The sequence below is a fragment of the Escherichia sp. MOD1-EC6842 genome, assembly GCF_002965705.1.
GTDB classification, from domain to species: domain Bacteria; phylum Pseudomonadota; class Gammaproteobacteria; order Enterobacterales; family Enterobacteriaceae; genus Escherichia; species Escherichia ruysiae.
This window is the reverse complement of the sequence record NZ_PTRF01000017.1, coordinates 57,076-81,216: the sequence shown is the minus strand read 5'-3', so window position 1 is coordinate 81,216 and position 24,141 is coordinate 57,076. Positions and strand designations below refer to the sequence as shown.

Sequence of the window (24,141 nt, the reverse complement as noted above, 5' to 3'; positions counted from 1 at the left end):
TTCTGGCTGAGGTGGCACGGTGGCTCATCAGTTTGTCCTTCGTAAAAAAGATTTTTTTGCCAGCGAACAGCAGGCGGTCGCTGTGGCTGATCGTTATCCGCAGGATGTCTTTGCCGAGCATACACATGATTTTTGTGAACTGGTGATCGTCTGGCGCGGTAACGGTTTGCACGTGCTCAACGATCGTCCTCATCGTATTACTCGTGGCGATCTCTTTTATATCCACGCAGACGATAAACACTCCTACGCTTCCGTTAACGATCTGGTTTTGCAGAACATTATTTATTGCCCGGAGCGGCTGACGCTTAATCTCGACTGGCAGGGAGCGATTCCAGGGTTTAACGCCAGCGCAGGACAACCACACTGGCGTTTAGGCAGTGCGGGCATGGCGCTGGTGCGGCAGGTTATCGGGCAGCTTGAGCACGAAAGCAATCAGCCCGCGCCGTTTGCCAACGAAATGGCGGAGTTACTGTTCGGGCAGTTGGTGATGCTTTTGAAACGTCATCGCTACACCAGTGATTCGTTACCGCCAACATCCAGCGAAACGTTGCTGGATAAGCTGATTACCCGACTGGCGGCCAGCCTGAAAAGTCCTTTTGCGCTGGATAAATTCTGTGATGAGGCGGCGTGCAGTGAACGCGTCTTGCGCCAGCAATTTCGCCAGCAGACCGGGATGACCATCAATCAATATCTGCGGCAGGTCAGAGTGTGCCATGCGCAATATCTTCTCCAGCATAGCCGCCTGTTAATCAGTGATATTTCGACAGAATGTGGCTTTGAAGACAGTAACTACTTTTCGGTGGTGTTTACCCGGGAGACCGGGATGACGCCCAGCCAGTGGCGTCATCGCAATTCCCAGAAAGATTAACTTGCCATGCCCATGCCGACGATGTTGGCGGCGACAATAATCACCACACAACCGAGGCTCAATACGGTAACCGGACGGCGTCCCGCATTGTTCCACTCTTTCAGCACCAGCCCGACGATACCGCCGCACAATACGTAGAAACTCATATGCAGCATCCAACTGATGTAGTCATACTGCGCCGGAATGCGGGCGTGTCCCCAGGCATAGAAAAAGAATTGCAGATACCACATCAACCCCCCCAGTGCCGAGAGCAATACGTTGTGGATGATCAGCGGTTTTGCCAGCGAGAAGTCGGCTTTTAGCGACAAATCTTTCACTTTTGCCAGACGAATAAAACAGAAACCGAGGTTGATGATCGCGCCGCCACCCATGATGACAACATAGCTTGGCAGAGCGACATACAGTGGATCAACACCCAGCGCGGCAGCCGCTTCATGCATCGGTTTTGCGGCGTTCATCGCAAAAGACATCCCGGCAGAGAAAATGCCGCACATTACCGCCAGCACCAGCCCTTTTTTCAGGTTGAACTCTTCGGCTTTAATGCCCATTTTGCGCTCTTTCAACTGCCCGGCGCGAGTCACAATCCCCACGCCAATCAACGCCACCAGTACGCCGAGCAACGTCATGCGCCCACCGTCGGTGTTAATCAGCACATCGAAATTGCCGTTGATAATTGGCGTCATCAGCGTACCGACGATCAACGTAATGCCAATGGCGATACCTATCCCCATCGACATGCCGAGATAACGCATGGTCAGACCGTAGTTGATATTACCAATCCCCCACATAGCGCCGAACAGAAAAACAGGCAGCAGGGTAGAGAGACTGAACGAGCTGTAATATGCCCAGAAATCAGGTAGTAGCATGGCGCTGATGGCCCACGGCAGAATAATCCACGAAACAATCCCACCGACAGACCACATGGTTTCCCATGACCACTTTTTTACTTTTTTGAACGGAGCGTAAAAACAGGCTGCACTGGCCGCGCCGATCAAATGCCAAAATATCCCCATCGTAATCGCGTTACTCATCTTCTTATCCTCATCATTTTTCGTCGCGTCACATCTCCGACGAGATGAGTGTAAAAATCGTGCTGTCGATTAACCTTTCGCCTGTTGCCGCCGTTGTCGATTTACTGGCAATCACGGCATTAAGTGGGTGATTTGGTTCACATCTCGGACATTTCCCTGCAAAACCATTCCCCTATGAAAAGTACGGCATTGATAATCATTTTCAATATCATTTAATTAACTATAATGAACCAACTGCTTACGCGGCATTAACAATCGGCCGCCCGACAATACTGGAGATGAATATGAGCTATACCCTGCCATCCCTGCCGTATGCTTACGATGCCCTGGAACCGCACTTCGATAAGCAGACCATGGAAATCCACCACACCAAGCACCATCAGACTTACGTCAACAACGCCAATGCGGCGCTGGAAAGCCTGCCAGAATTCGCCAACCTGCCGGTTGAAGAGCTGATCACCAAACTGGATCAGCTGCCAGCAGACAAAAAAACCGTGCTGCGCAACAACGCTGGTGGTCACGCCAACCACAGCCTGTTCTGGAAAGGTCTGAAAAAAGGCACGACTTTGCAGGGCGACCTGAAAGCGGCTATCGAACGTGATTTCGGTTCCGTTGATAACTTCAAAGCAGAATTTGAGAAAGCGGCAGCTTCCCGCTTTGGTTCCGGCTGGGCATGGCTGGTGCTTAAAGGCGATAAACTGGCGGTGGTTTCTACTGCTAATCAGGACTCCCCGCTGATGGGCGAAGCCATTTCTGGCGCTTCCGGCTTCCCTGTTCTGGGTCTGGATGTGTGGGAACACGCTTACTACCTGAAATTCCAGAACCGCCGTCCGGACTACATCAAAGAGTTCTGGAATGTGGTGAACTGGGACGAAGCTGCGGCACGTTTCGCGGCGAAAAAATAATCGCATATTGCCTACTGCAATGAGGCGTTTACGCCGTTTTTCAGCATAAAAAACAAACCATCGCACATAGCGGTGGTTTTTTTGTGATCAATTTCAAAATAAAAACAATGATCCTATAAAAATAAAACAACGTTTCAATTGATGTGGTTTTGATCACTTTTATTGCTCTGTTGAATGTCTATCTTCATTTCCATCAACACTGATGCATCGTGAAGGACTTATGCATCAGCCTATAAAAATATGCCGATAGGTGATGAAAATGCAGATAAAACACACGATAGAGAAAATCCCAGGAGGGATGATGCTCGTCCCGCTGTTCCTTGGCGCACTGTGTCACACTTTCTCGCCAGGGGCGGGAAAATACTTTGGTTCATTCACAAATGGAATGATTACCGGCACGGTGCCGATTCTGGCGGTGTGGTTTTTCTGCATGGGGGCATCGATAAAATTAAGTGCGACGGGAACGGTATTGCGTAAATCCGGTACGCTGGTGGTAACTAAAATTGCTGTGGCGTGGGTGGTTGCGGCAATTGCTTCACGCATTATTCCTGAACATGGTGTTGAAGTTGGATTCTTTGCCGGACTTTCAACGCTGGCGCTGGTGGCGGCGATGGATATGACCAACGGCGGACTTTACGCTTCGATCATGCAGCAGTATGGCACTAAAGAAGAGGCCGGGGCGTTTGTATTAATGTCGCTGGAATCCGGGCCGCTTATGACGATGATTATTCTGGGGACTGCCGGGATTGCATCGTTTGAACCGCATGTTTTCGTCGGTGCGGTATTACCGTTCCTCGTCGGCTTTGCGTTAGGGAACCTTGACCCTGAGCTGCGAGAATTTTTCAGCAAAGCCGTACAGACGCTGATCCCGTTCTTTGCCTTTGCGCTGGGCAATACCATTGATTTAACCGTGATTGCTCAGACCGGTTTGCTGGGGATCTTGCTGGGTGTGGCGGTGATCGTCGTGACCGGTATTCCGTTGATTATTGCCGATAAATTGATTGGCGGTGGCGATGGTACAGCCGGAATCGCGGCTTCCAGTTCTGCCGGTGCTGCGGTGGCGACGCCGGTACTGATTGCTGAAATGATCCCCGCCTTTAAACCAATGGCGCCAGCGGCAACTTCGCTGGTGGCGACGTCAGTGATTGTGACCTCGATTCTGGTGCCGATTCTGACTTCTGTCTGGTCGCGCAAAGTTAAAGCCAGAGCGGCGAAAATCGAAATATTGGGTACGGTGAAGTAATCTCCATCCATATAAATCAAGAGGCCGGATGATTTGTAGTCATCCGGCCTTTTGCGTTATCTGACAAAGACTTCATCAATCGTTCGACATTCACTTTCGCTTAACTCACCACCCGCATTGCGTGATACGCCAGTGCAATAGCCAAACTTACGCGATACCACCGTCTTGATAGTAGTGACAAAATCCTCACCAATGGCGTAGATGGACATATAAGTGCCAATCTGTTGCTGAATCTCTGGTAAAGCCGCCAGGTCGCCGCGTTTGAAGGCTTCACGGGCTTCGACAAACAGCTCCGGCATAACGTTGTTCAGGCCGGATATTATTCCCGCGCCGCCTGCCAGCAGATTAGGAATGTAATACTCGTCATAGCCCGAAAGCACTGCAAAATCAGAACGAACTGCCTGGGTTGCCTGAATCATGCTGCGGGTGTGTGACTGGCAATCGACGGTATCTTTAATTCCGGCAAAGTCAGGAAATTCACTCGCCAGCGTGGCGACCAGGTCAGGGGTTAAATCACAACCGGTTCTTGCCGGGAAGTTATATGCGAACCATTTGCCCTGTAATTCGCGACCCAGATGGCGGAAATAGCTTAATAATTGTTTTGCCGTCTGGCCGTAGTAGTAAGGCGGGAGGATCATCACTGCATCATAGCCTGTGCGATACGCCTCTTGCGCCATCATCAGCACATCGTGTGTGCAGGTGGAAGAAACGTTAGCGACCATTTTTAATGTGCTCATGGAACGCGCTTCGCGGATAAGTATGAGTCTCTCTTCGAGAGTGAAAGAGGCAAATTCACCAATGCTGCCCATCAGCAATATCACATCAATATTGGCTTCTGTTAGCCGCTGCAGATGCTTCTTCAGTCCGTTAAGATCCACATTACCGTCTTTATCCATTGGCGTAATGGAAGGACACCAGACGCCAGAAAACTGTGTTTGCTCGGTCACGTTGTACACTCCTGATAATGAAATGGCGTTTCAAATTCATCTCATTGATAACATTTCTAAGACGTCGTCATGTGAACCGTGCTCTCATTTTGCGCGCCTGACGTAAAATAAATATGGTCTAATGGGGAAATTTCTCGGTGGAGAGGGAACAGATGCGATATCCGGTTGATGTATACACAGGCAAAATACAGGCTTATCCCGAAAGCAAACCCAGCGCGATTGCGAAAATCCAGGTCGATGGCGAGTTGATGTTGACAGAGCTGGGGCTGGAAGGTGACGAGCAGGCAGAGAAAATAGTTCACGGTGGGCCGGACAGGGCGCTGTGTCATTATCCTCGCGAGCATTATCTCTTCTGGGCGCGGGAATTTCCTGAACAGGCAGATTTGTTTGTTGCGCCTGCGTTTGGTGAAAACCTCTCAACCGACGGCCTGACGGAAAGCAATGTTTATATTGGTGATATTTTCCGCTGGGGTGAGGCATTAATTCAGGTCACCCAGCCGCGCTCCCCGTGTTACAAACTCAATTACCATTTTGACATCAGCGATATGGCGCAGTTGATGCAAAACGCCGGTAAAGTTGGCTGGCTGTATAGCGTGATTGCGCCGGGGTTGGTATCTGCGGATGCTCCGCTGGAGCTGGTTTCTCGCGTCAGCGATGTCACCGTGCAGGAGGCAATAGCTATCGCATGGCATATGCCGTTTGATGACGAGCAGTATCACCGTTTACTCTCCGCTGCCGGGCTGTCGAAAAGCTGGACGCGGACGATGCAGAAGCGCCGACTTAGCGGCAAGATTGAAGATAATTCGCGGCGTTTGTGGGGGAAATAACCCCCGAAGAGTAGACCTGATAAGACGCGATCAGCGTCGCATCAGGCATCCTGCTCAAACGCCGGATGCGGCGTAAACGCCTATCCGGCCTGCGCGGAGTTTAACTCCGCTTATACAGCGGCAGCCAAATTACCAGCCGTAAACCGCCCAGCGGGCTGTCTTCAGCTTTAACCCAACCACGGTGCTGCTGAATGGCGGTTTCGACAATCGCCAGCCCCAGACCTGTACCGCCAGATTCACGATCGCGTGCTTCATCAGTGCGATAGAACGGACGGAAAATCTGTTCGCGATCTTCCGGGCTGACGCCAGGACCATCGTCGTCCACCGTAATGGTGATACCGTCTTTATCTACCGCAAAGCCCACTTCAATCTTCGTATGGGAATAACGCAGGGCATTACGAACAATGTTTTCCAGCGCGCTTTCCAGGGCGTTCGGGTTGCCGTACAGCGGCCACGGCCCAGGCGGGAAGTTAACGGTAAACGACTTGCCCATCTGCTCCGCTTCGAACGCTGCGTTATCCAGCACTTCGCTCCACAACTGGTTGGCTTTGATGGTCTCGCTCACCAGCGCGTTTTTCTGCTGATTACGTGACATCACCAACAGGTCGTTGATCATGCTGTCCAGACGTTGCGCTTCGGTTTCAATACGCTCCAGTTCCTTACTTTCACCACTACGACGGCGCAGTAACGCCGTACCCAGTTGCAGACGCGTCAGCGGCGTGCGCAGCTCGTGAGAGATATCAGAAAGCAGGCGCTGCTGAGAGGTCATCATGCGCTCCAGCGCGGTGACCATCTGGTTAAAACTGGCACCTGCGGCAAGAAATTCCTGTGGCCCCGCTTCCAGTTCCGGATGCTGGCGTAAGTTTCCCTGGGCGACTTCATCGGCAGCGTTTTTCAGCTTACGCGCCGGTTTTGCCAGACTCCAGGCCAACCACAACAGCAGCGGCGTACTGACCAACATGGTGACAATCAGCAGTAATAGCGGGCGGTCAAACAGTAAGTTAATGAAATCGGATTGAGAACTGCTGGCCGGACGAATCAGATACAGTTGGTAATTATCTTCGCCATCACGCACGGAGAACGGACCGACCAGTTCCACGCGGCCATACTTTTTCTTCTGCGGGTGATCGGCGTTATCGGCCTGGCCAATAAAGTTGCGAATGATCTGCATTTCGCTGCGTTCTGCGCCAATCACGCGGCCTTCGGTGGTCACCAGTAACAAACGCTGCCCCGGTGGTGCCCACTTATCAATGGCACGGAACAGACGGCGCCACCACATTAAATCGTTGGGTGGATCGTTCGCCAGTTCCGCTTCGACATGCTGCTCAATCATCAGCCCCTGACGCTGTTCGCTATCCAGAAGCTCGGTCATCTGGCGTGAATCGAGCTTGGGTAACATCAAAACCAACATCAACACCAGCGCCAGCGTCAGCCAGAAGATGGCGAAGATGCGCGCGGTTAAGCTGCCTATCATGAAGCGGAAACCATCAGATAGCCGCGACCACGCAAGGTTTTAAACCACGGGTGACCGTCTTTACGATCCGGCAGCTTACGACGCAGGTTGGAGATGTGCATATCGATAGCGCGGTCGAAAGGCGTCAGGCGTTTGCCCAGCACTTCCTGGCTTAAGTGTTCACGAGAAACCACCTGACCCAGATGCTGTGCCAGCAAATAGAGTAGGGTAAATTCAGTACCGGTTAACTCCAGCGTTTGCCCATCGAAGCTGGCTTCCTGACGGCCTGGATTCAGCACTAAGGCATCAACTTCAAGCGTCGGTGAACCGTTGTCGTTGTTTTGCTGTTGCTCGCTCCAGTGGGAACGGCGCAGGATCGCGCGAATACGAGCCACCAGCTCACGGTCGTTAAACGGTTTCGGGAGATAGTCATCAGCGCCTAACTCAAGGCCGAGGACGCGATCAAGTTCACTGCCGCGTGCCGTTAACATAATGACAGGCGTCTGGTGTGTCTGGCGAAGTGCCTTCAATGTGTCGATACCATTTTTCTTCGGCATCATGACATCAAGCAAAAGTAAATCAATGCTGTCGTCCAGAAGATCAAGCGCCTGCTCCCCATCGTGGGCAACAATTACGTTGAAGCCTTCCATCTCGAGCAGCTCCTTTAACAGGGAAGTCAGCTCTCGGTCATCATCAACTAACAGGATTTTATTCATTGTTTAAATACCTCCGAGGCAGAAATTACGTCATCAGACGTCGCTAATCCATGACTTTACGTTGTTTTACACCCCCTGACGCATGTTTGCAGCCTGAATCGTAAACTCTCTATCGTTAAATCGCGACAGAAAGATTTTGGGAGCAAATGATGCGCATAGTTACCGCTGCCGTCATGGCCTCAACGCTGGCAGTCAGTTCATTAAGCCACGCTGCTGAAGTCGGTTCAGGCGATAACTGGCATCCGGGCGAAGAACTTGCGCAGCGCAGTACGCAGAGCCATATGTTCGACGGCATAAGTTTAACCGAACATCAGCGTCAGCAGATGCGAGATCTTATGCAACAGGCCCGGCACGAACAGCCTCCTGTTAATGTTAGCGAAGTGGAGACAATGCATCGCCTTGTCACCGCAGAAAATTTTGATGAAAACGCTGTGCGCGCTCAGGCAGAAAAAATGGCGAAAGAACAGATCGCTCGCCAGGTTGAGATGGCTAAAGTCCGCAACCAAATGTATCACCTGTTAACGCCAGAGCAGCAAGCGGTTTTAAACGAGAAACATCAACAACGAATGGAGCAGTTGCGCGACGTGACGCAATGGCAAAAAAGTTCATCGTTGAAGCTATTGAGTAGTAGCAACTCACGTTCCCAGTAGTAAACCCTGTTTTCCTTGCCATAGACACCATCCCTGTCTTCCCCCACATGATGTGGGGGTTTTTTTTATCTTCAATTTGCCTGTTGCTTGATGCATTGCAGATGATTTGCTTCCGTTATACTACCGTCAGTTGATAGCGGGAGTATTTATGAATCAATCTTATGGACGGCTGGTCAGCCGGGCGGCGATTGCTGCGACGGCGATGGCTTCGCTGCTATTGCTGATTAAAATTTTTGCATGGTGGTATACCGGTTCGGTGAGTATTCTTGCCGCGCTGGTGGATTCGTTGGTGGATATTGGCGCGTCGTTGACGAATTTACTGGTGGTGCGTTACTCGCTGCAACCTGCCGACGACAATCACTCGTTTGGTCACGGTAAAGCCGAGTCCCTCGCGGCGCTGGCGCAAAGTATGTTTATCTCCGGTTCGGCGCTGTTCCTGTTTTTGACTGGTATTCAGCATTTGGTTTCTCCGACGCCGATGACAGACCCCGGCGTCGGGGTTCTCGTGACTATTGTGGCGCTGATTTGTACGATTATCCTTGTTTCGTTTCAGCGTTGGGTCGTGCGCAGGACACAGAGCCAGGCAGTGCGGGCAGATATGCTACATTATCAGTCCGATGTTATGATGAACGGTGCGATTCTGCTGGCGCTGGGGTTGTCCTGGTATGGCTGGCATCGTGCTGATGCCCTGTTTGCATTGGGAATCGGCATCTATATTTTATATAGCGCGTTACGCATGGGGTATGAGGCGGTACAGTCATTACTGGATCGCGCGCTGCCCGATGAGGAACGGCAAGAAATTATTGATATCGTGACTTCCTGGCCGGGAGTTAGCGGCGCTCACGATCTTCGTACGCGGCAGTCAGGGCCGACCCGCTTTATTCAGATTCATTTGGAAATGGAAGACTCTCTGCCTTTGGTTCAGGCGCATATGGTGGCGGATCAGGTAGAGCAGGCTATTTTACGGCGTTTTCCGGGATCGGATGTGATTATTCATCAGGACCCTTGTTCCGTCGTACCCAGGGAGGGTAAACGGTCTATGCTTTCATAATCAGTATAAAAGAGAGCCAGACCCGCATTTTGTGTATAAAATACCGCCATTTGGCCTGACCTGAATCAATTCAGCAGGAAGTGATTGTTATACTATTTGCACATTCGTTGGATCACTTCGATGTGCAAGAAGACTTCCGGCAACAGATTTCATTTTGCATTCCAAAGTTCAGAGGTAGTCATGATTAAGAAAATCGGTGTGTTGACAAGCGGCGGTGATGCGCCAGGCATGAACGCCGCAATTCGCGGGGTTGTTCGTTCTGCGCTGACAGAAGGTCTGGAAGTAATGGGCATTTATGACGGCTATCTGGGTCTCTATGAAGACCGTATGGTACAGCTAGACCGTTACAGCGTGTCTGACATGATCAACCGTGGCGGTACGTTCCTCGGTTCTGCGCGCTTCCCGGAATTCCGCGACGAGAACATCCGCGCCGTGGCTATCGAAAACCTGAAAAAACGTGGTATCGATGCGCTGGTGGTTATCGGCGGTGACGGTTCCTACATGGGTGCAATGCGTCTGACCGAAATGGGCTTCCCGTGCATCGGCCTGCCGGGCACCATCGACAACGACATCAAAGGTACTGACTACACTATCGGTTTCTTCACTGCTCTGAGCACCGTTGTGGAAGCCATCGACCGTCTGCGTGACACCTCTTCTTCTCACCAGCGTATTTCTGTGGTGGAAGTGATGGGTCGTTACTGTGGCGATCTGACGCTGGCTGCGGCCATTGCCGGTGGTTGTGAATTTGTGGTGGTTCCGGAAGTTGAATTCAGCCGCGATGACCTGGTAAATGAAATCAAAGCGGGTATCGCGAAAGGTAAAAAACACGCAATTGTGGCGATTACCGAACATATGTGTGATGTTGACGAACTGGCGCATTTCATCGAGAAAGAAACCGGTCGTGAAACCCGCGCAACTGTGCTGGGTCACATCCAGCGTGGTGGTTCTCCGGTGCCTTACGACCGTATTCTGGCTTCCCGTATGGGCGCTTACGCTATTGAACTGCTACTGGCTGGTTACGGCGGTCGCTGCGTAGGTATTCAGAATGAACAACTGGTTCACCATGACATCATCGACGCTATCGAAAACATGAAGCGTCCGTTCAAAGGTGACTGGCTGGACTGCGCGAAAAAACTGTATTAATGATTTCGGGCAGATTTCTTTCGCCTGAAACCGATGACAGAAGCAAAAATGCCTGATGCGCTTCGCTTATCAGGCCTACATGAATTGTGCAATCTATTGAGTTTGCAAGATTTTGTAGGCCGGATAAGGCGTTCACGCCGCATCCGGCATGAACAAAGCGCACTTTGTCAGCAATATGAGGCGGATTTCTTCCGCCTTTTTAACTCCCCAACATATACCCACAAGTTATAGCCAATCTTTTTTTATTCTTTAATGTTTGGTTCACCTTCTGGCACGCTTTGCTTATCACAACACAACATAAGAGAGCCGGGCGATGAACAAGTGGGGCGTAGGATTAACATTTTTGCTGGCAGCGACCAGCGTGATGGCAAAGGATATTCAGTTACTTAACGTTTCGTATGATCCAACGCGCGAGTTATACGAACAATACAACAAAGCCTTCAGCGCCCACTGGAAACAGCAAACCGGCGATAACGTGGTGATTCGTCAGTCGCACGGTGGTTCAGGGAAACAGGCAACATCGGTAATCAACGGGATAGAAGCTGACGTTGTTACGCTGGCGCTGGCTTACGACGTAGATGCGATTGCTGAACGTGGTCGAATTGATAAAGAGTGGATCAAACGTCTGCCGGATAACTCCGCGCCGTATACCTCCACCATTGTCTTCCTGGTTCGTAAGGGCAATCCGAAGCAAATCCATGACTGGAACGACCTGGTTAAACCGGGTGTTTCGGTAATCACGCCTAACCCGAAAAGCTCTGGCGGTGCACGCTGGAACTACCTGGCGGCGTGGGGATATGCCCTGCACCACAACAATAACGATCAGGCAAAGGCGCAGGATTTTGTGCAGTCATTGTATAAAAACGTGGAAGTGCTGGACTCTGGTGCGCGTGGTTCAACAAATACTTTTGTCGAGCGCGGGATTGGTGACGTGCTGATCGCCTGGGAAAACGAAGCACTGCTGGCAACGAATGAACTGGGGAAAGATAAGTTCGAAATCGTCACGCCGAGTGAGTCTATTCTCGCGGAGCCGACGGTATCGGTTGTCGATAAAGTGGTGGAGAAAAAAGGCACCAAAGAGGTGGCAGAAGCCTATCTGAAATATCTCTACTCGCCAGAAGGTCAGGAGATTGCAGCCAAAAACTATTACCGTCCGCGCGATCCTGACGTGGCGAAAAAGTATGAAAATGCTTTTCCGAAGCTGAAGTTATTCACCATTGATGAAGAGTTCGGCGGCTGGACGAAAGCGCAAAAAGAGCATTTCTCTAACGGCGGTACGTTTGACCAAATCAGCAAACGTTAATTTTGTTGACGATAACCAGACCCGGTGGCATCTCGCGACCGGGTTTTTTATTTGTCGCGATTTTGCGTTACCCTTGCATCTCTTTGAGGTACAGGGAAAAAACGATGAAAAAAACGGTTATTCTCATTTTGGTGATGATAGTTATCGCCGTTGCTGCGGGTATCGGCTACTGGAAATTTACCGGTGATTCGGATGTGTTACGTAAGATTGTCCTTGAGCAATGTTTGCCCAACCAGCAGCAAAACCAAAATCCTTCGCCATGTGTGGAAGTCAAACCCGATGCCGGATATGTGGTTTTAAAAGACATTAACGGACCACTGCAATATCTGTTGATGCCAACGTATCGTATTAACGGCACTGAAAGTCCTTTGCTGACCGATCCTGCAACGCCGAACTTCTTTTGGCTGGCCTGGCAGGCGCGTGATTTTATGAGTAAAAAATATGGTCAGCCGGTTCCCGATCGCGCGGTCTCGTTGGCGATTAACTCCCGAACGGGACGCACGCAAAACCATTTTCATATTCATATCTCTTGCATCCGTCCTGATGTGCGCGAACAACTGGATAATAACCTGGCGAACATCAGCAGCCGCTGGTTGCCGCTGCCGGGCGGATTACAAGGGCATGAATATCTGGCGCGTCGGGTAACCGAAAGCGAACTGGTACAACGTAGTCCGTTTATGATGCTGGCGGAAGAAGTGCCAGAAGCGCGGGAACATATGGGAAGTTACGGGCTGGCGATGGTACGGCAGAGTGACAACTCGTTTGTATTACTGGCGACACAGCGTAATCTGCTGACGCTGAATCGTGCTTCAGCCGAGGAGATTCAGGATCATCAGTGTGAGATTTTGCGTTAAGGCAAGCAGTTAAGAAAAGTTAAGTGCCGGATGTGAAATCCGGCACCTGTCAGACTTAAGCCTGTTTAGCCGCTTCTGCAGCTTTAACGATCACTGCGAAGGCGTCAGCTTTCAGAGAAGCTCCGCCAACCAGCGCGCCGTCGATGTCCGGCTGAGCGAATAGTTCAGCAGCGTTAGACGCGTTTACAGAACCGCCGTACTGGATGATCACTTGTTCAGCGATATCAGCGTCAACTTTAGCGATGTGATCGCGGATGAATTTGTGAACAGCCTGCGCCTGCGCCGGAGTTGCAGATTTGCCAGTACCGATTGCCCATACTGGTTCGTAAGCGATAACTGCGCCTTCGAATGCTGCCGCACCCTGAGTTTTCAGCACTGCGTCGATCTGACGTGCGCAAACTTCTTCAGTTTTGCCCGCTTCGTTCTCAGCTTCAGTTTCGCCGATGCACAGAACCGGAGTCAGACCCTGCTCTTTCAGCACAGCGAATTTTTTCGCGATCAGTTCGTCAGACTCTTTGTGGTAAGTACGACGTTCAGAGTGACCGATGATGATGTACTGTGCGCCGATGTCTTTCAGCATAGCAGCAGAGGTTTCACCGGTGAATGCGCCGGACAGGTTCAGATCCACGTTCTGCGCACCCAGCATGATGTGGCTGCCTTCAGCTTCACGCTTCGCCATATCGATGTACATTTCCGGTGGTGCGATTGCAACCGCACAGCCAGCAACACCTGCCAGCTCTTTACGCAGGTTAGAAACCAGCTCGTGAACCATGTGGCGGCTGCCGTTCAGTTTCCAGTTACCCATCACTAAAGGATGTCGCATTTTAATTCTCCACGCTTATAAGCGAATAAAGGAAGATGGCCGCCCCGCAGGGCAGCAGGTCTGTGAAACAGTATAGAGATTCATCGGCGCAAAGGCTTTGCTTTTTGTCATTTATTCAACCCTTCCAGCGTTTCAGATAGCGCCAGCTTAATCGGTTCAACAGCGAAGGTCAGCCCCTTTTCGCCGTTGTCCGCGACAACATAGCGCAACGCGCCTTCTGTCTCAGTGTAGTAACGTTTGTTTTTCCCCGCCGTAAGGAGTGACTGCAGCTTTTTCTGACTTTGTGTTTTGGTCATCAGCGGGGTGAGTGTGCGGATCATTGCTGCCATGTATTCCTGGGCTTTCGCTTTAGCGGCTTTTTGCTCTGGCCCCTGGATTGGCAGCCAGGTAATTTGAATGCTTTTGATTTTTAAGGTGCCGCGCTCAAGCGCCGTGGAAGCATACAAGTTCTCGTTAATTTTACTGGCGGCGCGAGTCAGGTTGGCTTTGTCGGGGCTGCTGTCGATGGCACGAAATTCGTTCAGTGGCAGATTGGGGTTCTGGCTGTTAAAGTCTTCTCGAAACTGGCTGATGGAGAGATCGAAAGTGGGGGCGCCAGCCAGCAGGTAGGGCGCTGTCGTTGCCGTGCCAGGCGATTGTGCGTGCACCGTTGCACTAACGGATAACACGGTAGATAAGAGAAAAAACACTGAACACCCTGACTTCATCGGCAGTACCTTTTGTTATGACTGGGTTCGATTAAAACGATATCTGTCGCCCTTGTCAAAAGGGTAGAATCCTGGAAAAGACAACCATCAAGGAACTTACATGACCATACAGCAATGGTTATTCTCATTTAAAGGGCGTATTGGACGCCGCGATTTCTGGATTTGGATTGGCCTTTGGATCGTTGGCATGTTGGTGCTTTTCTCACTGGCGGCTAAAAAATTACTCGATATCCAGACCGCCGCGTTTTGCCTTGTGTGCCTGTTATGGCCGACAGCGGCAGTGACGGTGAAACGACTGCACGATCGTGGGCGTTCTGGCGCATGGGCATTTCTGATGATTGTAGCGTGGATGCTTCTGGCGGGTAACTGGGCGATTTTACCGGGCGTGTGGCAATGGGCGGTGGGGCGGTTTATTCCGACGTTGATTCTGGTGATGATGCTTATCGATCTTGGCGCATTTGTCGGCACCCAGGGCGCAAATAAATTTGGTAAAGATACCCTGGACGTAAAGTATAAGTCTGAGAATAAATCAAGCCATTAATCCGCAATATATCTCTTATTGCTATTTTTATCCGGTATCGTTATTTCCATATTGCAAATGACGATACCCGGAAAATCTCCCTCATTTCCTTACCTTAATCAATATCAAAAAAAATGGTAATCCATAAGATCATTACTTGTTTGTTCTTCCCTTAACGGCGCATTATTCTTAAGTGGCAATCGACAGAGAGGCGAATATACAGAGGTGCCCTATGAAAGATGTCGTAGATAAATGCAGTACTAAAGGATGTGCGATTGATATCGGTACGGTGATTGATAACGACAACTGTACAAGCAAACTTTCGCGCTTTTTTGCTACCCGCGAAGAAGCAGAGTCCTTTATGACCAAACTGAAAGAGCTTGCAGCCACTGCATCCTCTGCGGATGAAGGCGCCAGCGTGGCCTATAAGATTAAAGATCTGGAGGGGCAAGTCGAGCTTGATGCAGCTTTCACCTTCTCATGCCAGGCCGAGATGATTATTTTTGAGTTATCACTGCGTTCACTTGGTTAATGGAGTTAAACATGGCTTATAAACACATTGGCGTGGCAATTTCCGGGAATGAAGAAGATGCCCTACTGGTGAACAAAGCCCTGGATCTCGCCAGACATAATGACGCTCATCTGACGTTAATTCATATTGATGATGGCTTAAGTGAGTTGTATCCGGGTATCTACTTCCCCGCAACAGAAGATATTCTTCAACTATTGAAAGATAAGTCAGATAACAAACTGTATAAGCTGACGAAAAATATTCAGTGGCCGAAAACGAAACTGCGCATTGAGCGCGGAGAAATGCCGGAAACACTGCTGGAAATTATGCAAAAAGAGCAGTGTGACCTCCTTGTTTGTGGTCACCACCACTCGTTTATCAACCGTTTGATGCCGGCATATCGCGGGATGATCAATAAGTTGAGTGCGGATCTCTTGATCGTGCCATTTATCGACAAGTAACCGCTTACCAGTAATGCTCCGCTGTCATGTGACCCGGTCGGCGACGTAAATGTTTCGTCATCTGCCGGGTCTCTTTCAGCAGTTGTTGCGTATCGCGCACCATCTGTGGATTACCACACAGCATCACATGGCTGGTTTCTTTATTCATTGGCAGTCCAACCGCGTTTTCCAGTTCACCGCTTTCAATTAACGCCGGTATTCGCCCGGTGAGTGAGCCCGCTGCCGTTTCCCGACTGACAACCGTCTGAATGCGCAGTTTTCCTTCGTAGCGTTTTTCCAGTTCCTGCATCAGTGGCAAATAGCTTAAGTCGGAGGCATAACGCGCGGCGTGAACCAGTACCAAATTTTTGAAGCGATCTAAATCTTTGCCTAATTGCAGAATCGACAAATAAGGGCCAATCGCTGTACCGGTTGCCAGCATCCATAGCGTTTCGCAATCTGGTACTTCATCCAGAACAAAAAAGCCAGCCGCTTCGCTAACCACCTGCACTTCGTCACCCGGTTTTAGCGCCGCCAGTCGCGGGCTTAATTTGCCATCAGGGACGGTGACCAGATAAAACTCCAGGTCGGGATTGTCGGGAGAATTAACGTAAGAGTAGGCGCGCTGGACGCGTTCGCCGTCAATTTCAAGGCCAAGTTTGGTGAATTGTCCGGCGGTAAATGGAAGTACCGGAGCGTGAACGGTGAGACTAAACAGGGCGTCGGTCCAGTTCTGCACTTTAGTGACTTTGCCTGTTACCCAATCAGCCATGTTTCTCTCCTGTTTTGATTGACTTGCCTTATCTTCGTTCTCCGGACAAAAAAATTCCAGTCCCGAAGGACTGGAAGGCTCAATCGATCAAATGACTCAGAGAATGTGCTCCTGCATTTCCGGGTCTTTGCGATCCAGATAGTGAATCGACTGAATGCGGCGAATGGTGCGTGACTTACCACGAATCAGCAGCGTTTCGGTTGTCGCGATATTGCCTTTGCGGCTAATCCCTTCCAGCAGATCGCCTTTGGTGATACCGGTGGCAGAGAAGATGACGTTATCGCTACGCGCCATATCGCCCAGACGCAGTACTTTACCGGCTTCAATGCCCATTGCTTTGCAGCGCGCCAGCTCCTGCTCGCCAATGCGACGATTCTCTTCGTTGTCGCCTTTGACGTCATGACGTGCCAGCAGACGGCCATTCATGTCGCCATCTAATGCGCGGATCACCGCCGCAGACACCACACCTTCTGGCGCGCCGCCAATACCGTACAGCACGTCAACTTCGCTGTCTGGCATACAGGTGAGAATCGAGGCTGCGACATCGCCATCAGGAATGGCAAATACGCGCACGCCGAGTTGCTGCATTTCTGCGATAACCGCGTCGTGGCGCGGTTTCGCCAGAATAGTGACCGTCAGTTCGCTTAACGGTTTGCCGAGTGCCGCCGCAACATTGCGCAGGTTATCCGCCAGCGGCAGATTCAGGTCGATGACGCCTTTGGCACCAGGTCCGACGATCAACTTCTCCATATACATATCCGGCGCATTGAGGAAGCAGCCCTTATCGCCCACAGCCAGTACCGCCAGCGCGTTAGCCTGACCCATCGCCGTCATGCGCGTGCCTTCAATCGGATCAACAGCAATATCCACCGCATCGCCGCGACCAGTACCGACTTTTTCACCAATATAGAGCATCGGTGCTTCGTCGATTTCGCCTTCACCAATGACGATGGTGCCGTCAATGTTGACCTGGTTGAGCATAATACGCATGGCGTTTACCGCCGCGCCGTCAGCGGTGTTTTTATCGCCGCGTCCTAACCATTTGTAGCCAGCCAGCGCCGCAGATTCGGTGACGCGGGAAAATTCGATGGCAAGTTCTCGTCTCATAGCAAACTCTAAGCAGTAAGGAATGGCGCGAAGTGTAGCACAGGGGAAGGGAGGGATTATTGATGTGTGCGGGGTTGCCCCCGCACGGTTTCAGAGTCTGCATGATGCCGGATGCGGCGTGAACGCCTTATCCCGCCTACACAAAATGGCATCGGCTCGTAGGCCTGATAAGACGCGTAAGCGTCGCATCAGGCGATCAGCATCAGGCAATCGTTCAGATGCCTGGCATCACTCCTCGTGTTCTTCCCACGCCATCGCGCGTTTAACCGCTTTTTTCCAGCCTGCGTAACGGTAATTACGCTCGGTGGTTTCGATGCCAGGGCGGAACTCGCGTTCAATCACCGCTTTCTCTTGCAGCTCGTCAAGGTTCTGCCAGAAGCCAACCGCCAGACCAGCAAGATAGGCTGCACCCAATGCGGTCACTTCGCGCACTTCCGGGCGCTCAACGCGCGTGCCGAGGATGTCAGACTGGAACTGCATCAGGAAATTGTTCGCCACCGCGCCGCCATCCACGCGCAGTGCGTGCAGACGAATGCCGGAGTCGGCCTGCATTGCTTCCAGTACGTCACGCGTCTGATAAGCAATAGACTCCAGCGTCGCGCGGATGATGTGGTTAGCATTCACCCCACGAGTCAGACCGAAAATCGCCCCGCGCGCATACGGATCCCAGTACGGCGCGCCCAGGCCGGTAAAGGCCGGAACGACATATACGCCGTTGGTATTTTGCACTTTGGTGGCAAAGTATTCGGAATCGTCGGCGTCGCTAATCAGTTTCATTTCATCGCGCAGCCACTGAATGGACGCGCCCGCCATAAATACCGCGCCTTCCAGCGCATAATTCACTTCGCCAGTCGGGCCACAGGCGATGGTGGTCAGCAGGCCATTTTCTGATGTCACCGCTTTCTCACCGGTATTCATCAGCATAAAGCAGCCTGTACCATAGGTATTCTTCGCCATCCCTTCTTTAACGCACAACTGACCGAATAGCGCCGCCTGCTGATCACCCGCGATCCCGGCGATCGGAATACGCGTGCCGCCTTTACCGCCGATGTTGGTCTGACCGTACACTTCCGAAGAGCGACGCACTTCAGGCAGCATCTCGCGCGGGATATCCAGTGCGTCGAGCATTTTGTCGTCCCAGTCCAGAGTATGGATGTTGAACAACATGGTGCGAGACGCGTTGGTGTAATCGGTCACGTGAACGCGACCTTGAGTCATTTTCCAGATTAGCCAGGTATCAACCGTACCAAACAGCAGTTCACCACGACGCGCACGCTCGCGGGAGCCTTCCACATGGTCGAGGATCCACTTCACTTTGGTGCCAGAGAAGTACGGGTCAATGACCAGACCGGTGTTATTACGAATGTACTCTTCCATGCCATCGCGCTTGAGATGCTCGCAGATCTCAGCGGTACGACGGCACTGCCAGACAATGGCGTTATAGATAGGCTTGCCGGTTTCTTTTTCCCAGACGATAGTGGTTTCTCGCTGGTTAGTAATCCCAATAGCTGCAATTTGATCGGAACTGATATCGGCTTTCGCCAGCACTTCTACCAGCGTAGAGCTTTGGGTGGCCCAGATTTCCATTGGGTCGTGTTCTACCCAGCCTGGTTTTGGGTAGATTTGCTCAAATTCGCGCTGTGACACGCTAATGATGTTGGCATCGTGATCCATCACGACTGCGCGGGAGCTGGTGGTGCCCTGGTCGAGCGCAACGATATATTTTTTTTCAGTCATGTTTAATTGTCCCGTAGTCACATTACAGTGAAGCTTTTTGTTCTGAAGGAGTTGTGATCTCCTTTTCTTCCACAACACAGATATCGCAAGGCAAATGGCGGCCAATCAGTTTGCGGTAGGCAAATGCACCTACAATCGCGCCAACGATAGGGCCAAAAAGCGGCACAAGGAAGTAAGGAATGTCTCTGCCGCCGGTAAAGGCGACCTTGCCCCAGCCCGCCAGCCAGGCAAAGACTTTCGGACCGAAGTCACGTGCTGGGTTCATGGCAAAGCCCGTCAATGGACCCATAGATGCGCCGATGACCGCAATCAGTAGACCAATCAACAACGGTGCCAATGGCCCACGCGGTACACCGTTACCATCGTCCGTGAGCGCCAGGATCAGCCCCATCAGAATAGCGGTAATCACCATTTCAACTGCGAAAGCCTGCACAAAATTGATATGAGGGTTAGGGTAAGTAGAGAATGTGCCCGCCAGATCAACACTTTCGACGCTGCCGCGAACAATATGATGGGTCTGTTCGAAGTCGAGGAATAAATTGTAGTAAAGCCCGTAAACTAATGCCGCAGCGCAGAAAGCACCGGCAACTTGTGAAATGATAAAAGGAATAACTTTTCGCTTGTCGAAACAGGCAAACAGCCACAACGCAATAGTGACAGCGGGATTAAGATGCGCGCCGGAAACCCCTGCGGTCAGGTAGATGGCCATTGCCACCCCTAGTCCCCAAATGACACTGATTTCCCACTGACCAAAAGACGCACCAGCGACTTTAAGTGCTGCAACGCAACCCACACCGAAAAAAATCAACAACCCGGTTCCTAGGAATTCGGCAATGCACTGGCCTTTCAAGGTTGATGTTTGACTCATAATCGGATCCTGAAGAGTTAATGTTTGTTGTAAGCGTGAAAGTCACTGACGTTCACGATGCTTGTAGGCATCCTGTGAATTTATCGTTAACGAGCAAAAACGAGAAATATCGAAATCAAAATGTGTGTGCCGCGTCATAAAATGAGCGTTATCGCGCCATTTGTTTCACATCTTCTTACATGATGCACGTTTGTTAAATCATTCTTGCAACAAATTTTTTAACATTTTCGATTCACGTGGGTTATGTCACCAGGAGAAGGATGAAAAGTGTGGCAAACCGGAATCTGCAAGGCGTGCTGCTGGACAGAGATGGCGCGGCTTCATACAATCGGAGCTAACGAAAACGTGCACGTATTTATTAAGGCGTCACCGATAATCGGGACGAGGATATATATCCATCAACGCCTTGCAATTCAGGAGAGGTATGACAATGTCATTAGAAGTGTTTGAGAAACTGGAAGCAAAAGTACAGCAGGCGATTGATACCATCACTTTGTTGCAGATGGAAATCGAAGAGCTGAAAGAAAAGAACAACTCACTGTCGCAGGAAGTTCAAAATGCCCAGCATCAGCGCGAAGAGCTGGAGCGTGAGAACAACCATCTGAAAGAACAGCAGAACGGCTGGCAGGAACGTCTGCAGGCCCTGCTGGGTCGCATGGAAGAGGTCTGATTACGCTTCATCTTTCGCGTAATTGATTTACTGTGTAGGCAACAGGTAACGCAGAAAAAAGGCACCTTGCGGTGCCTTTTTTATCACTCGATATCCAGCGGATCTTCAGAAAGAATAATCCCGGTATTGTCGGCATAGAGATGGTCGCCGGAGAAGAAGGTGACGCCGCCAAAGTTGACGCGGACATCGCTTTCGCCAATGCCTTCGCCAACAGCACCGACCGGAATTGCCGCCATCGCCTGGATGCCGATATCCAGCTCTTCCAGGTCATCTACCTGACGCACCGCGCCGTAAATGACCAGGCCTTCCCATTCATTTTGTACTGCCAGACGCGCCAGTTCAGCATCGACCAGTGCGCGACGAACAGAACCACCGCCATCGACGACAAGAACACGACCACGACCATTCTGTTCGAGCAGATCATACAGCAACCCGTTGTCCTCGAAACATTTTACCGTGATGATTTGTCCGCCAAACGACGCCCGTCCACCAAAGTTGGAGAACAGCGGTTCCACGACGTTGACATCTTCTTGATAGATGTCACAAAGCTCGGAAGTATCGTATTTCATAGGCTTAACATTCAGTTGCTGCGAGAATTTTCAGTATATCGCGCTATGTGGGTTGTTGGCAAAATCATCAATTGTTAATTGATATTTGTCAGTTATGCTGCCCACTGGCTTAGGAATATCCCTAAAACAAACAGCAATTTAGTCAGTAATGCGCCCTTGACAGTGCGTTCCAGCATTGGTCGCATCGCTACCGGATCCATTTCACGCATCACATAACGAGCCTGTTTCACCAGTAACGGCGTTGCCAGCAGGAACAACCAGCCCCACAGGCTGTGCAGCGAAAAGAGATTAAACAGCGCCAGGCACACCAGTGAGCCGATCAGCAGGCAGGCATGGTAACGACGCGCGTTTACTGCACCTAAGCGCACCACCAGTGTATTTTTGCCATTCTCGCGGTCGCTATTGATATCACGCAGGTTATTAATATTCAGAACCGCTGTTGCCAGCAGGCCACAGGCGGTCGCCGGAAGGATCAATGCCGGAATCAACGTATGCGCCTGCAAATACCAGCTCCCCATCACGCTCAACCAGCCAAAGAAAACCAGTACGGAAATATCACCCAGACCGATATAACCATAAGGACGATTGCCCACGGTGTAGGTGATAGCGGCAATGATCGACAACCCGCCAAGAATCAGGAAACCGACAAAATCGGCCAGCGTATGGCACGCCACTGCGACCAGCGCCAGTCCGGAGAGACAGATGAGCACGACGGTAATGATGAGCGCCCGTTTCATCTCTTGCTGGGTAATAACCCCTTTTTGCATACCACGTAGTGGTCCGATACGGTCAGGTTTGTCGCTGCCTTTGACGGCATCGCCGTAATCATTGGCGAGGTTAGAAAGGATCTGTAATAGCCCGGCGGTAATCAGTGCCAGCAGGGCGACCAGCGGATCGAAGTGACCTTGCCACCATGCCAGCGCCGTCCCGACGATAATTGCAGCAAAGGCGAGGGGGAGGGTTTTAGGTCGTAAACTTTCCAGCCACGCCTGAGTTCGGCTAATTTGTTGTTCAGTCATAATACGCGCCAATAAAAATGGGGCCTTTCAGCCCCATCAAACAATGATGAAAATGATTGAACGCGATTATAGGATAAAACGGCTCAGATCTTCATCTGCCACCAACGCATCCAGATGTTTGCTCACATAATCTGCGTCAATGGTGATAGTTTGACCGCTTAAATCGCTGGCGTCGTAGGAAATCTCTTCCATTAAACGCTCCAGAACGGTATGTAAACGGCGTGCACCGATGTTTTCGGTAGATTCGTTCACCTGCCATGCCGCTTCCGCGATACGCTTAATACCGGAATCCGTAAATTCGATATTCACGCCTTCGGTCGCCATCAGTGCTTTGTACTGCACGGTGATAGAGGCATTCGGTTCGGTCAGAATGCGCTCGAAGTCGCTGGTGGTCAGCGCCTGGAGTTCGACGCGGATCGGCAGACGACCTTGCAGTTCCGGGATCAGGTCAGACGGTTTCGCTACCTGGAATGCGCCAGAAGCGATAAACAGAATGTGGTCAGTTTTGACCATCCCGTGTTTGGTAGAAACGGTGCAACCTTCTACCAGTGGCAGCAGGTCACGCTGAACACCTTCACGAGAAACATCCGGACCGGAAGACTCGCCGCGCTTACAGATTTTGTCGATTTCGTCGATAAACACGATCCCGTGCTGCTCAACGGCGTCGATAGCGTCTTGCTTCAGTTCTTCCGGGTTAACCAGTTTCGCCGCTTCTTCTTCAATCAGCAGCTTCATGGCGTCTTTGATTTTCAGCTTACGCGCTTTTTGCTTCTGACCGCCCAGGTTCTGGAACATGGACTGCAGCTGGCTGGTCATCTCTTCCATGCCCGGAGGAGCCATAATTTCAACGCCCATCGGTGCTGCGGCAAGATCGATCTCGATTTCTTTGTCATCGAGCTGGCCTTCACGCAGTTTTTTGCGGAATGCCTGACGGGCAGCGGACGGCTCCTGCTGCTGTTCGGTCTGTCCCCAGTTGTTTTTGGCCGGTGGGATCAGCACGTCGAGAATACGTTCTTCTGCCAGTTCTTCAGCGCGATAACGGTTTTTCTCGATAGCTTGTACGCGCACCATTTTCACGGCGGCATCGGTCAGGTCGCGGATAATAGAATCGACTTCTTTACCCACATAACCGACTTCGGTGAATTTGGTCGCTTCAACTTTGATGAACGGCGCGTTAGCCAGTTTTGCCAGACGACGGGCGATTTCAGTTTTACCGACACCGGTCGGGCCGATCATCAGGATATTTTTCGGGGTCACTTCATGGCGCAGCTCTTCGTTGAGCTGCATGCGACGCCAGCGGTTACGCAGAGCAATCGCCACGGAACGCTTGGCGTTGTCCTGGCCGATGATGTGCTTATCCAGTTCGCTGACGATTTCGCGTGGGGTCATTTCAGACATGGGAGATCC

General features: G+C 51.2%; 26 protein-coding genes. 13 read left to right on the top strand and 13 right to left on the bottom strand.

All coding sequences use genetic code 11. The annotated features are described in order from the left end of the window. Window positions 1-19 precede the first annotated feature (19 nt). Window positions 20-868, top strand: a complete 849-nt coding sequence (rhaR, locus tag A7Z29_RS18265; protein WP_105290591.1) for an HTH-type transcriptional activator RhaR — start codon at window positions 20-22, stop codon at window positions 866-868. Here the strand turns inward: rhaR and rhaT are convergent. After that, window positions 865-1,899 carry an L-rhamnose/proton symporter RhaT gene (gene rhaT / locus A7Z29_RS18260; protein ID WP_000063528.1) on the bottom strand — a complete coding sequence of 345 codons (1,035 nt, stop codon included), beginning with the start codon at window positions 1,897-1,899 and terminating at the stop codon, window positions 865-867. The two genes, rhaR and rhaT, sit on opposite strands and share 4 nt — an antisense overlap. 284 nt (window positions 1,900-2,183) lie before the next feature. On the opposite strand from rhaT, the gene sodA reads away from it, so the two are divergent. Continuing rightward, entirely contained in the window at window positions 2,184-2,804 is a 621-nt protein-coding gene (gene sodA, locus A7Z29_RS18255; RefSeq protein WP_010345169.1) for a superoxide dismutase [Mn], read from the top strand. A gap of 259 nt (window positions 2,805-3,063) precedes the next feature. Next, the gene (gene kdgT, locus A7Z29_RS18250; RefSeq protein WP_024191187.1) at window positions 3,064-4,047 is read left to right on the top strand and encodes a 2-keto-3-deoxygluconate transporter; all 984 of its coding nucleotides are present in this window, start codon (window positions 3,064-3,066) and stop codon (window positions 4,045-4,047) included. Window positions 4,048-4,103: 56 nt separating this feature from the next. On the opposite strand, the gene A7Z29_RS18245 is transcribed toward kdgT, so the two are convergent. Next, window positions 4,104-4,994 carry a dihydrodipicolinate synthase family protein gene (locus A7Z29_RS18245; RefSeq protein WP_000139747.1) on the bottom strand — a complete coding sequence of 297 codons (891 nt, stop codon included), beginning with the start codon at window positions 4,992-4,994 and terminating at the stop codon, window positions 4,104-4,106. 152 nt (window positions 4,995-5,146) lie between these two features. Between A7Z29_RS18245 and yiiM the strand changes: the two genes are divergently transcribed. Then, on the top strand, window positions 5,147-5,821 hold the full coding sequence (gene yiiM, locus A7Z29_RS18240; RefSeq protein ID WP_105279439.1) for a 6-hydroxyaminopurine reductase: 675 nt from the start codon (window positions 5,147-5,149) through the stop codon (window positions 5,819-5,821). 100 nt (window positions 5,822-5,921) lie between these two features. On the opposite strand, the gene cpxA is transcribed toward yiiM, so the two are convergent. Next, window positions 5,922-7,295: an envelope stress sensor histidine kinase CpxA gene (gene cpxA, locus A7Z29_RS18235; RefSeq protein ID WP_000580416.1), complete on the bottom strand. Its 1,374-nt coding sequence runs from the start codon at window positions 7,293-7,295 to the stop codon at window positions 5,922-5,924. Continuing rightward, window positions 7,292-7,990: an envelope stress response regulator transcription factor CpxR gene (cpxR, locus tag A7Z29_RS18230; RefSeq protein WP_001033722.1), complete on the bottom strand. Its 699-nt coding sequence runs from the start codon at window positions 7,988-7,990 to the stop codon at window positions 7,292-7,294. Before cpxR ends, cpxA begins: the two co-directional genes overlap by 4 nt. A 149-nt stretch (window positions 7,991-8,139) precedes the next feature. On the opposite strand from cpxR, the gene cpxP reads away from it, so the two are divergent. From cpxP to cdh, 5 genes are all read left to right on the top strand, one after another. Then, window positions 8,140-8,640, top strand: coding sequence for a cell-envelope stress modulator CpxP (cpxP, locus tag A7Z29_RS18225; protein WP_016158830.1), 501 nt, complete (start codon window positions 8,140-8,142; stop codon window positions 8,638-8,640). A 148-nt stretch (window positions 8,641-8,788) separates the two neighbouring features. Then, window positions 8,789-9,691: a CDF family cation-efflux transporter FieF gene (fieF, locus tag A7Z29_RS18220; protein WP_001076752.1), complete on the top strand. Its 903-nt coding sequence runs from the start codon at window positions 8,789-8,791 to the stop codon at window positions 9,689-9,691. Between the two features lie 180 nt (window positions 9,692-9,871). Continuing rightward, entirely contained in the window at window positions 9,872-10,834 is a 963-nt protein-coding gene (gene pfkA / locus A7Z29_RS18215) for a 6-phosphofructokinase (protein ID WP_001355350.1), read from the top strand. A gap of 313 nt (window positions 10,835-11,147) precedes the next feature. Next, entirely contained in the window at window positions 11,148-12,137 is a 990-nt protein-coding gene (gene sbp, locus A7Z29_RS18205) for a sulfate/thiosulfate ABC transporter substrate-binding protein Sbp (protein WP_001045694.1), read from the top strand. Window positions 12,138-12,241: 104 nt separating this feature from the next. Continuing rightward, window positions 12,242-12,991 carry a CDP-diacylglycerol diphosphatase gene (gene cdh, locus A7Z29_RS18200; protein WP_032226783.1) on the top strand — a complete coding sequence of 250 codons (750 nt, stop codon included), beginning with the start codon at window positions 12,242-12,244 and terminating at the stop codon, window positions 12,989-12,991. Window positions 12,992-13,046: 55 nt separating this feature from the next. Here the strand turns inward: cdh and tpiA are convergent, their stop codons facing one another. Further along, on the bottom strand, window positions 13,047-13,814 hold the full coding sequence (gene tpiA, locus A7Z29_RS18195) for a triose-phosphate isomerase (RefSeq protein WP_001216323.1): 768 nt from the start codon (window positions 13,812-13,814) through the stop codon (window positions 13,047-13,049). A gap of 107 nt (window positions 13,815-13,921) precedes the next feature. Continuing rightward, on the bottom strand, window positions 13,922-14,521 hold the full coding sequence (locus A7Z29_RS18190; RefSeq protein WP_000834910.1) for a YiiQ family protein: 600 nt from the start codon (window positions 14,519-14,521) through the stop codon (window positions 13,922-13,924). Between the two features lie 100 nt (window positions 14,522-14,621). On the opposite strand from A7Z29_RS18190, the gene A7Z29_RS18185 reads away from it, so the two are divergent. From A7Z29_RS18185 to uspD, 3 genes are all read left to right on the top strand, one after another. Next, on the top strand, window positions 14,622-15,062 hold the full coding sequence (locus A7Z29_RS18185; RefSeq protein WP_000155269.1) for a DUF805 domain-containing protein: 441 nt from the start codon (window positions 14,622-14,624) through the stop codon (window positions 15,060-15,062). Window positions 15,063-15,273: 211 nt separating this feature from the next. After that, window positions 15,274-15,573 (top strand): DUF406 domain-containing protein, encoded by a 300-nt coding sequence (locus A7Z29_RS18180; RefSeq protein WP_000655995.1) that lies wholly within the window; start codon window positions 15,274-15,276, stop codon window positions 15,571-15,573. An 11-nt stretch (window positions 15,574-15,584) separates the two neighbouring features. Continuing rightward, the gene (gene uspD / locus A7Z29_RS18175; protein WP_000323549.1) at window positions 15,585-16,013 is read left to right on the top strand and encodes a universal stress protein UspD; all 429 of its coding nucleotides are present in this window, start codon (window positions 15,585-15,587) and stop codon (window positions 16,011-16,013) included. A 4-nt stretch (window positions 16,014-16,017) separates the two neighbouring features. Here uspD and fpr read toward each other — a convergent pair whose 3' ends face one another. The 4 genes from fpr to glpF form a co-directional block, all read right to left on the bottom strand. Continuing rightward, window positions 16,018-16,764 (bottom strand): ferredoxin--NADP(+) reductase, encoded by a 747-nt coding sequence (gene fpr, locus A7Z29_RS18170; RefSeq protein ID WP_032226782.1) that lies wholly within the window; start codon window positions 16,762-16,764, stop codon window positions 16,018-16,020. 96 nt (window positions 16,765-16,860) lie between these two features. After that, window positions 16,861-17,871: a class II fructose-bisphosphatase gene (gene glpX, locus A7Z29_RS18165; protein ID WP_001250654.1), complete on the bottom strand. Its 1,011-nt coding sequence runs from the start codon at window positions 17,869-17,871 to the stop codon at window positions 16,861-16,863. A gap of 228 nt (window positions 17,872-18,099) precedes the next feature. Beyond that, complete coding sequence (glpK, locus tag A7Z29_RS18160) at window positions 18,100-19,608, bottom strand: glycerol kinase GlpK (RefSeq protein WP_000136801.1); 1,509 nt, start codon at window positions 19,606-19,608, stop codon at window positions 18,100-18,102. A 22-nt stretch (window positions 19,609-19,630) separates the two neighbouring features. Further along, window positions 19,631-20,476, bottom strand: a complete 846-nt coding sequence (gene glpF / locus A7Z29_RS18155; RefSeq protein ID WP_000084260.1) for a glycerol uptake facilitator protein GlpF — start codon at window positions 20,474-20,476, stop codon at window positions 19,631-19,633. A gap of 424 nt (window positions 20,477-20,900) precedes the next feature. Between glpF and zapB the strand changes: the two genes are divergently transcribed. Further along, window positions 20,901-21,146: a septal ring assembly protein ZapB gene (gene zapB, locus A7Z29_RS18150; RefSeq protein WP_001296623.1), complete on the top strand. Its 246-nt coding sequence runs from the start codon at window positions 20,901-20,903 to the stop codon at window positions 21,144-21,146. An 83-nt stretch (window positions 21,147-21,229) separates the two neighbouring features. Here zapB and rraA read toward each other — a convergent pair whose 3' ends face one another. From rraA to hslU, 3 genes are all read right to left on the bottom strand, one after another. Next, on the bottom strand, window positions 21,230-21,715 hold the full coding sequence (gene rraA, locus A7Z29_RS18145) for a ribonuclease E activity regulator RraA (RefSeq protein WP_000872912.1): 486 nt from the start codon (window positions 21,713-21,715) through the stop codon (window positions 21,230-21,232). A gap of 92 nt (window positions 21,716-21,807) precedes the next feature. After that, a complete protein-coding gene (gene menA, locus A7Z29_RS18140) occupies window positions 21,808-22,734 on the bottom strand; it encodes a 1,4-dihydroxy-2-naphthoate polyprenyltransferase (protein ID WP_105290589.1) in 927 nt (308 codons plus the stop codon). 66 nt (window positions 22,735-22,800) lie between these two features. Beyond that, a complete protein-coding gene (gene hslU, locus A7Z29_RS18135; RefSeq protein ID WP_001293348.1) occupies window positions 22,801-24,132 on the bottom strand; it encodes an HslU--HslV peptidase ATPase subunit in 1,332 nt (443 codons plus the stop codon). Between the last annotated feature and the right edge of the window lie 9 nt (window positions 24,133-24,141).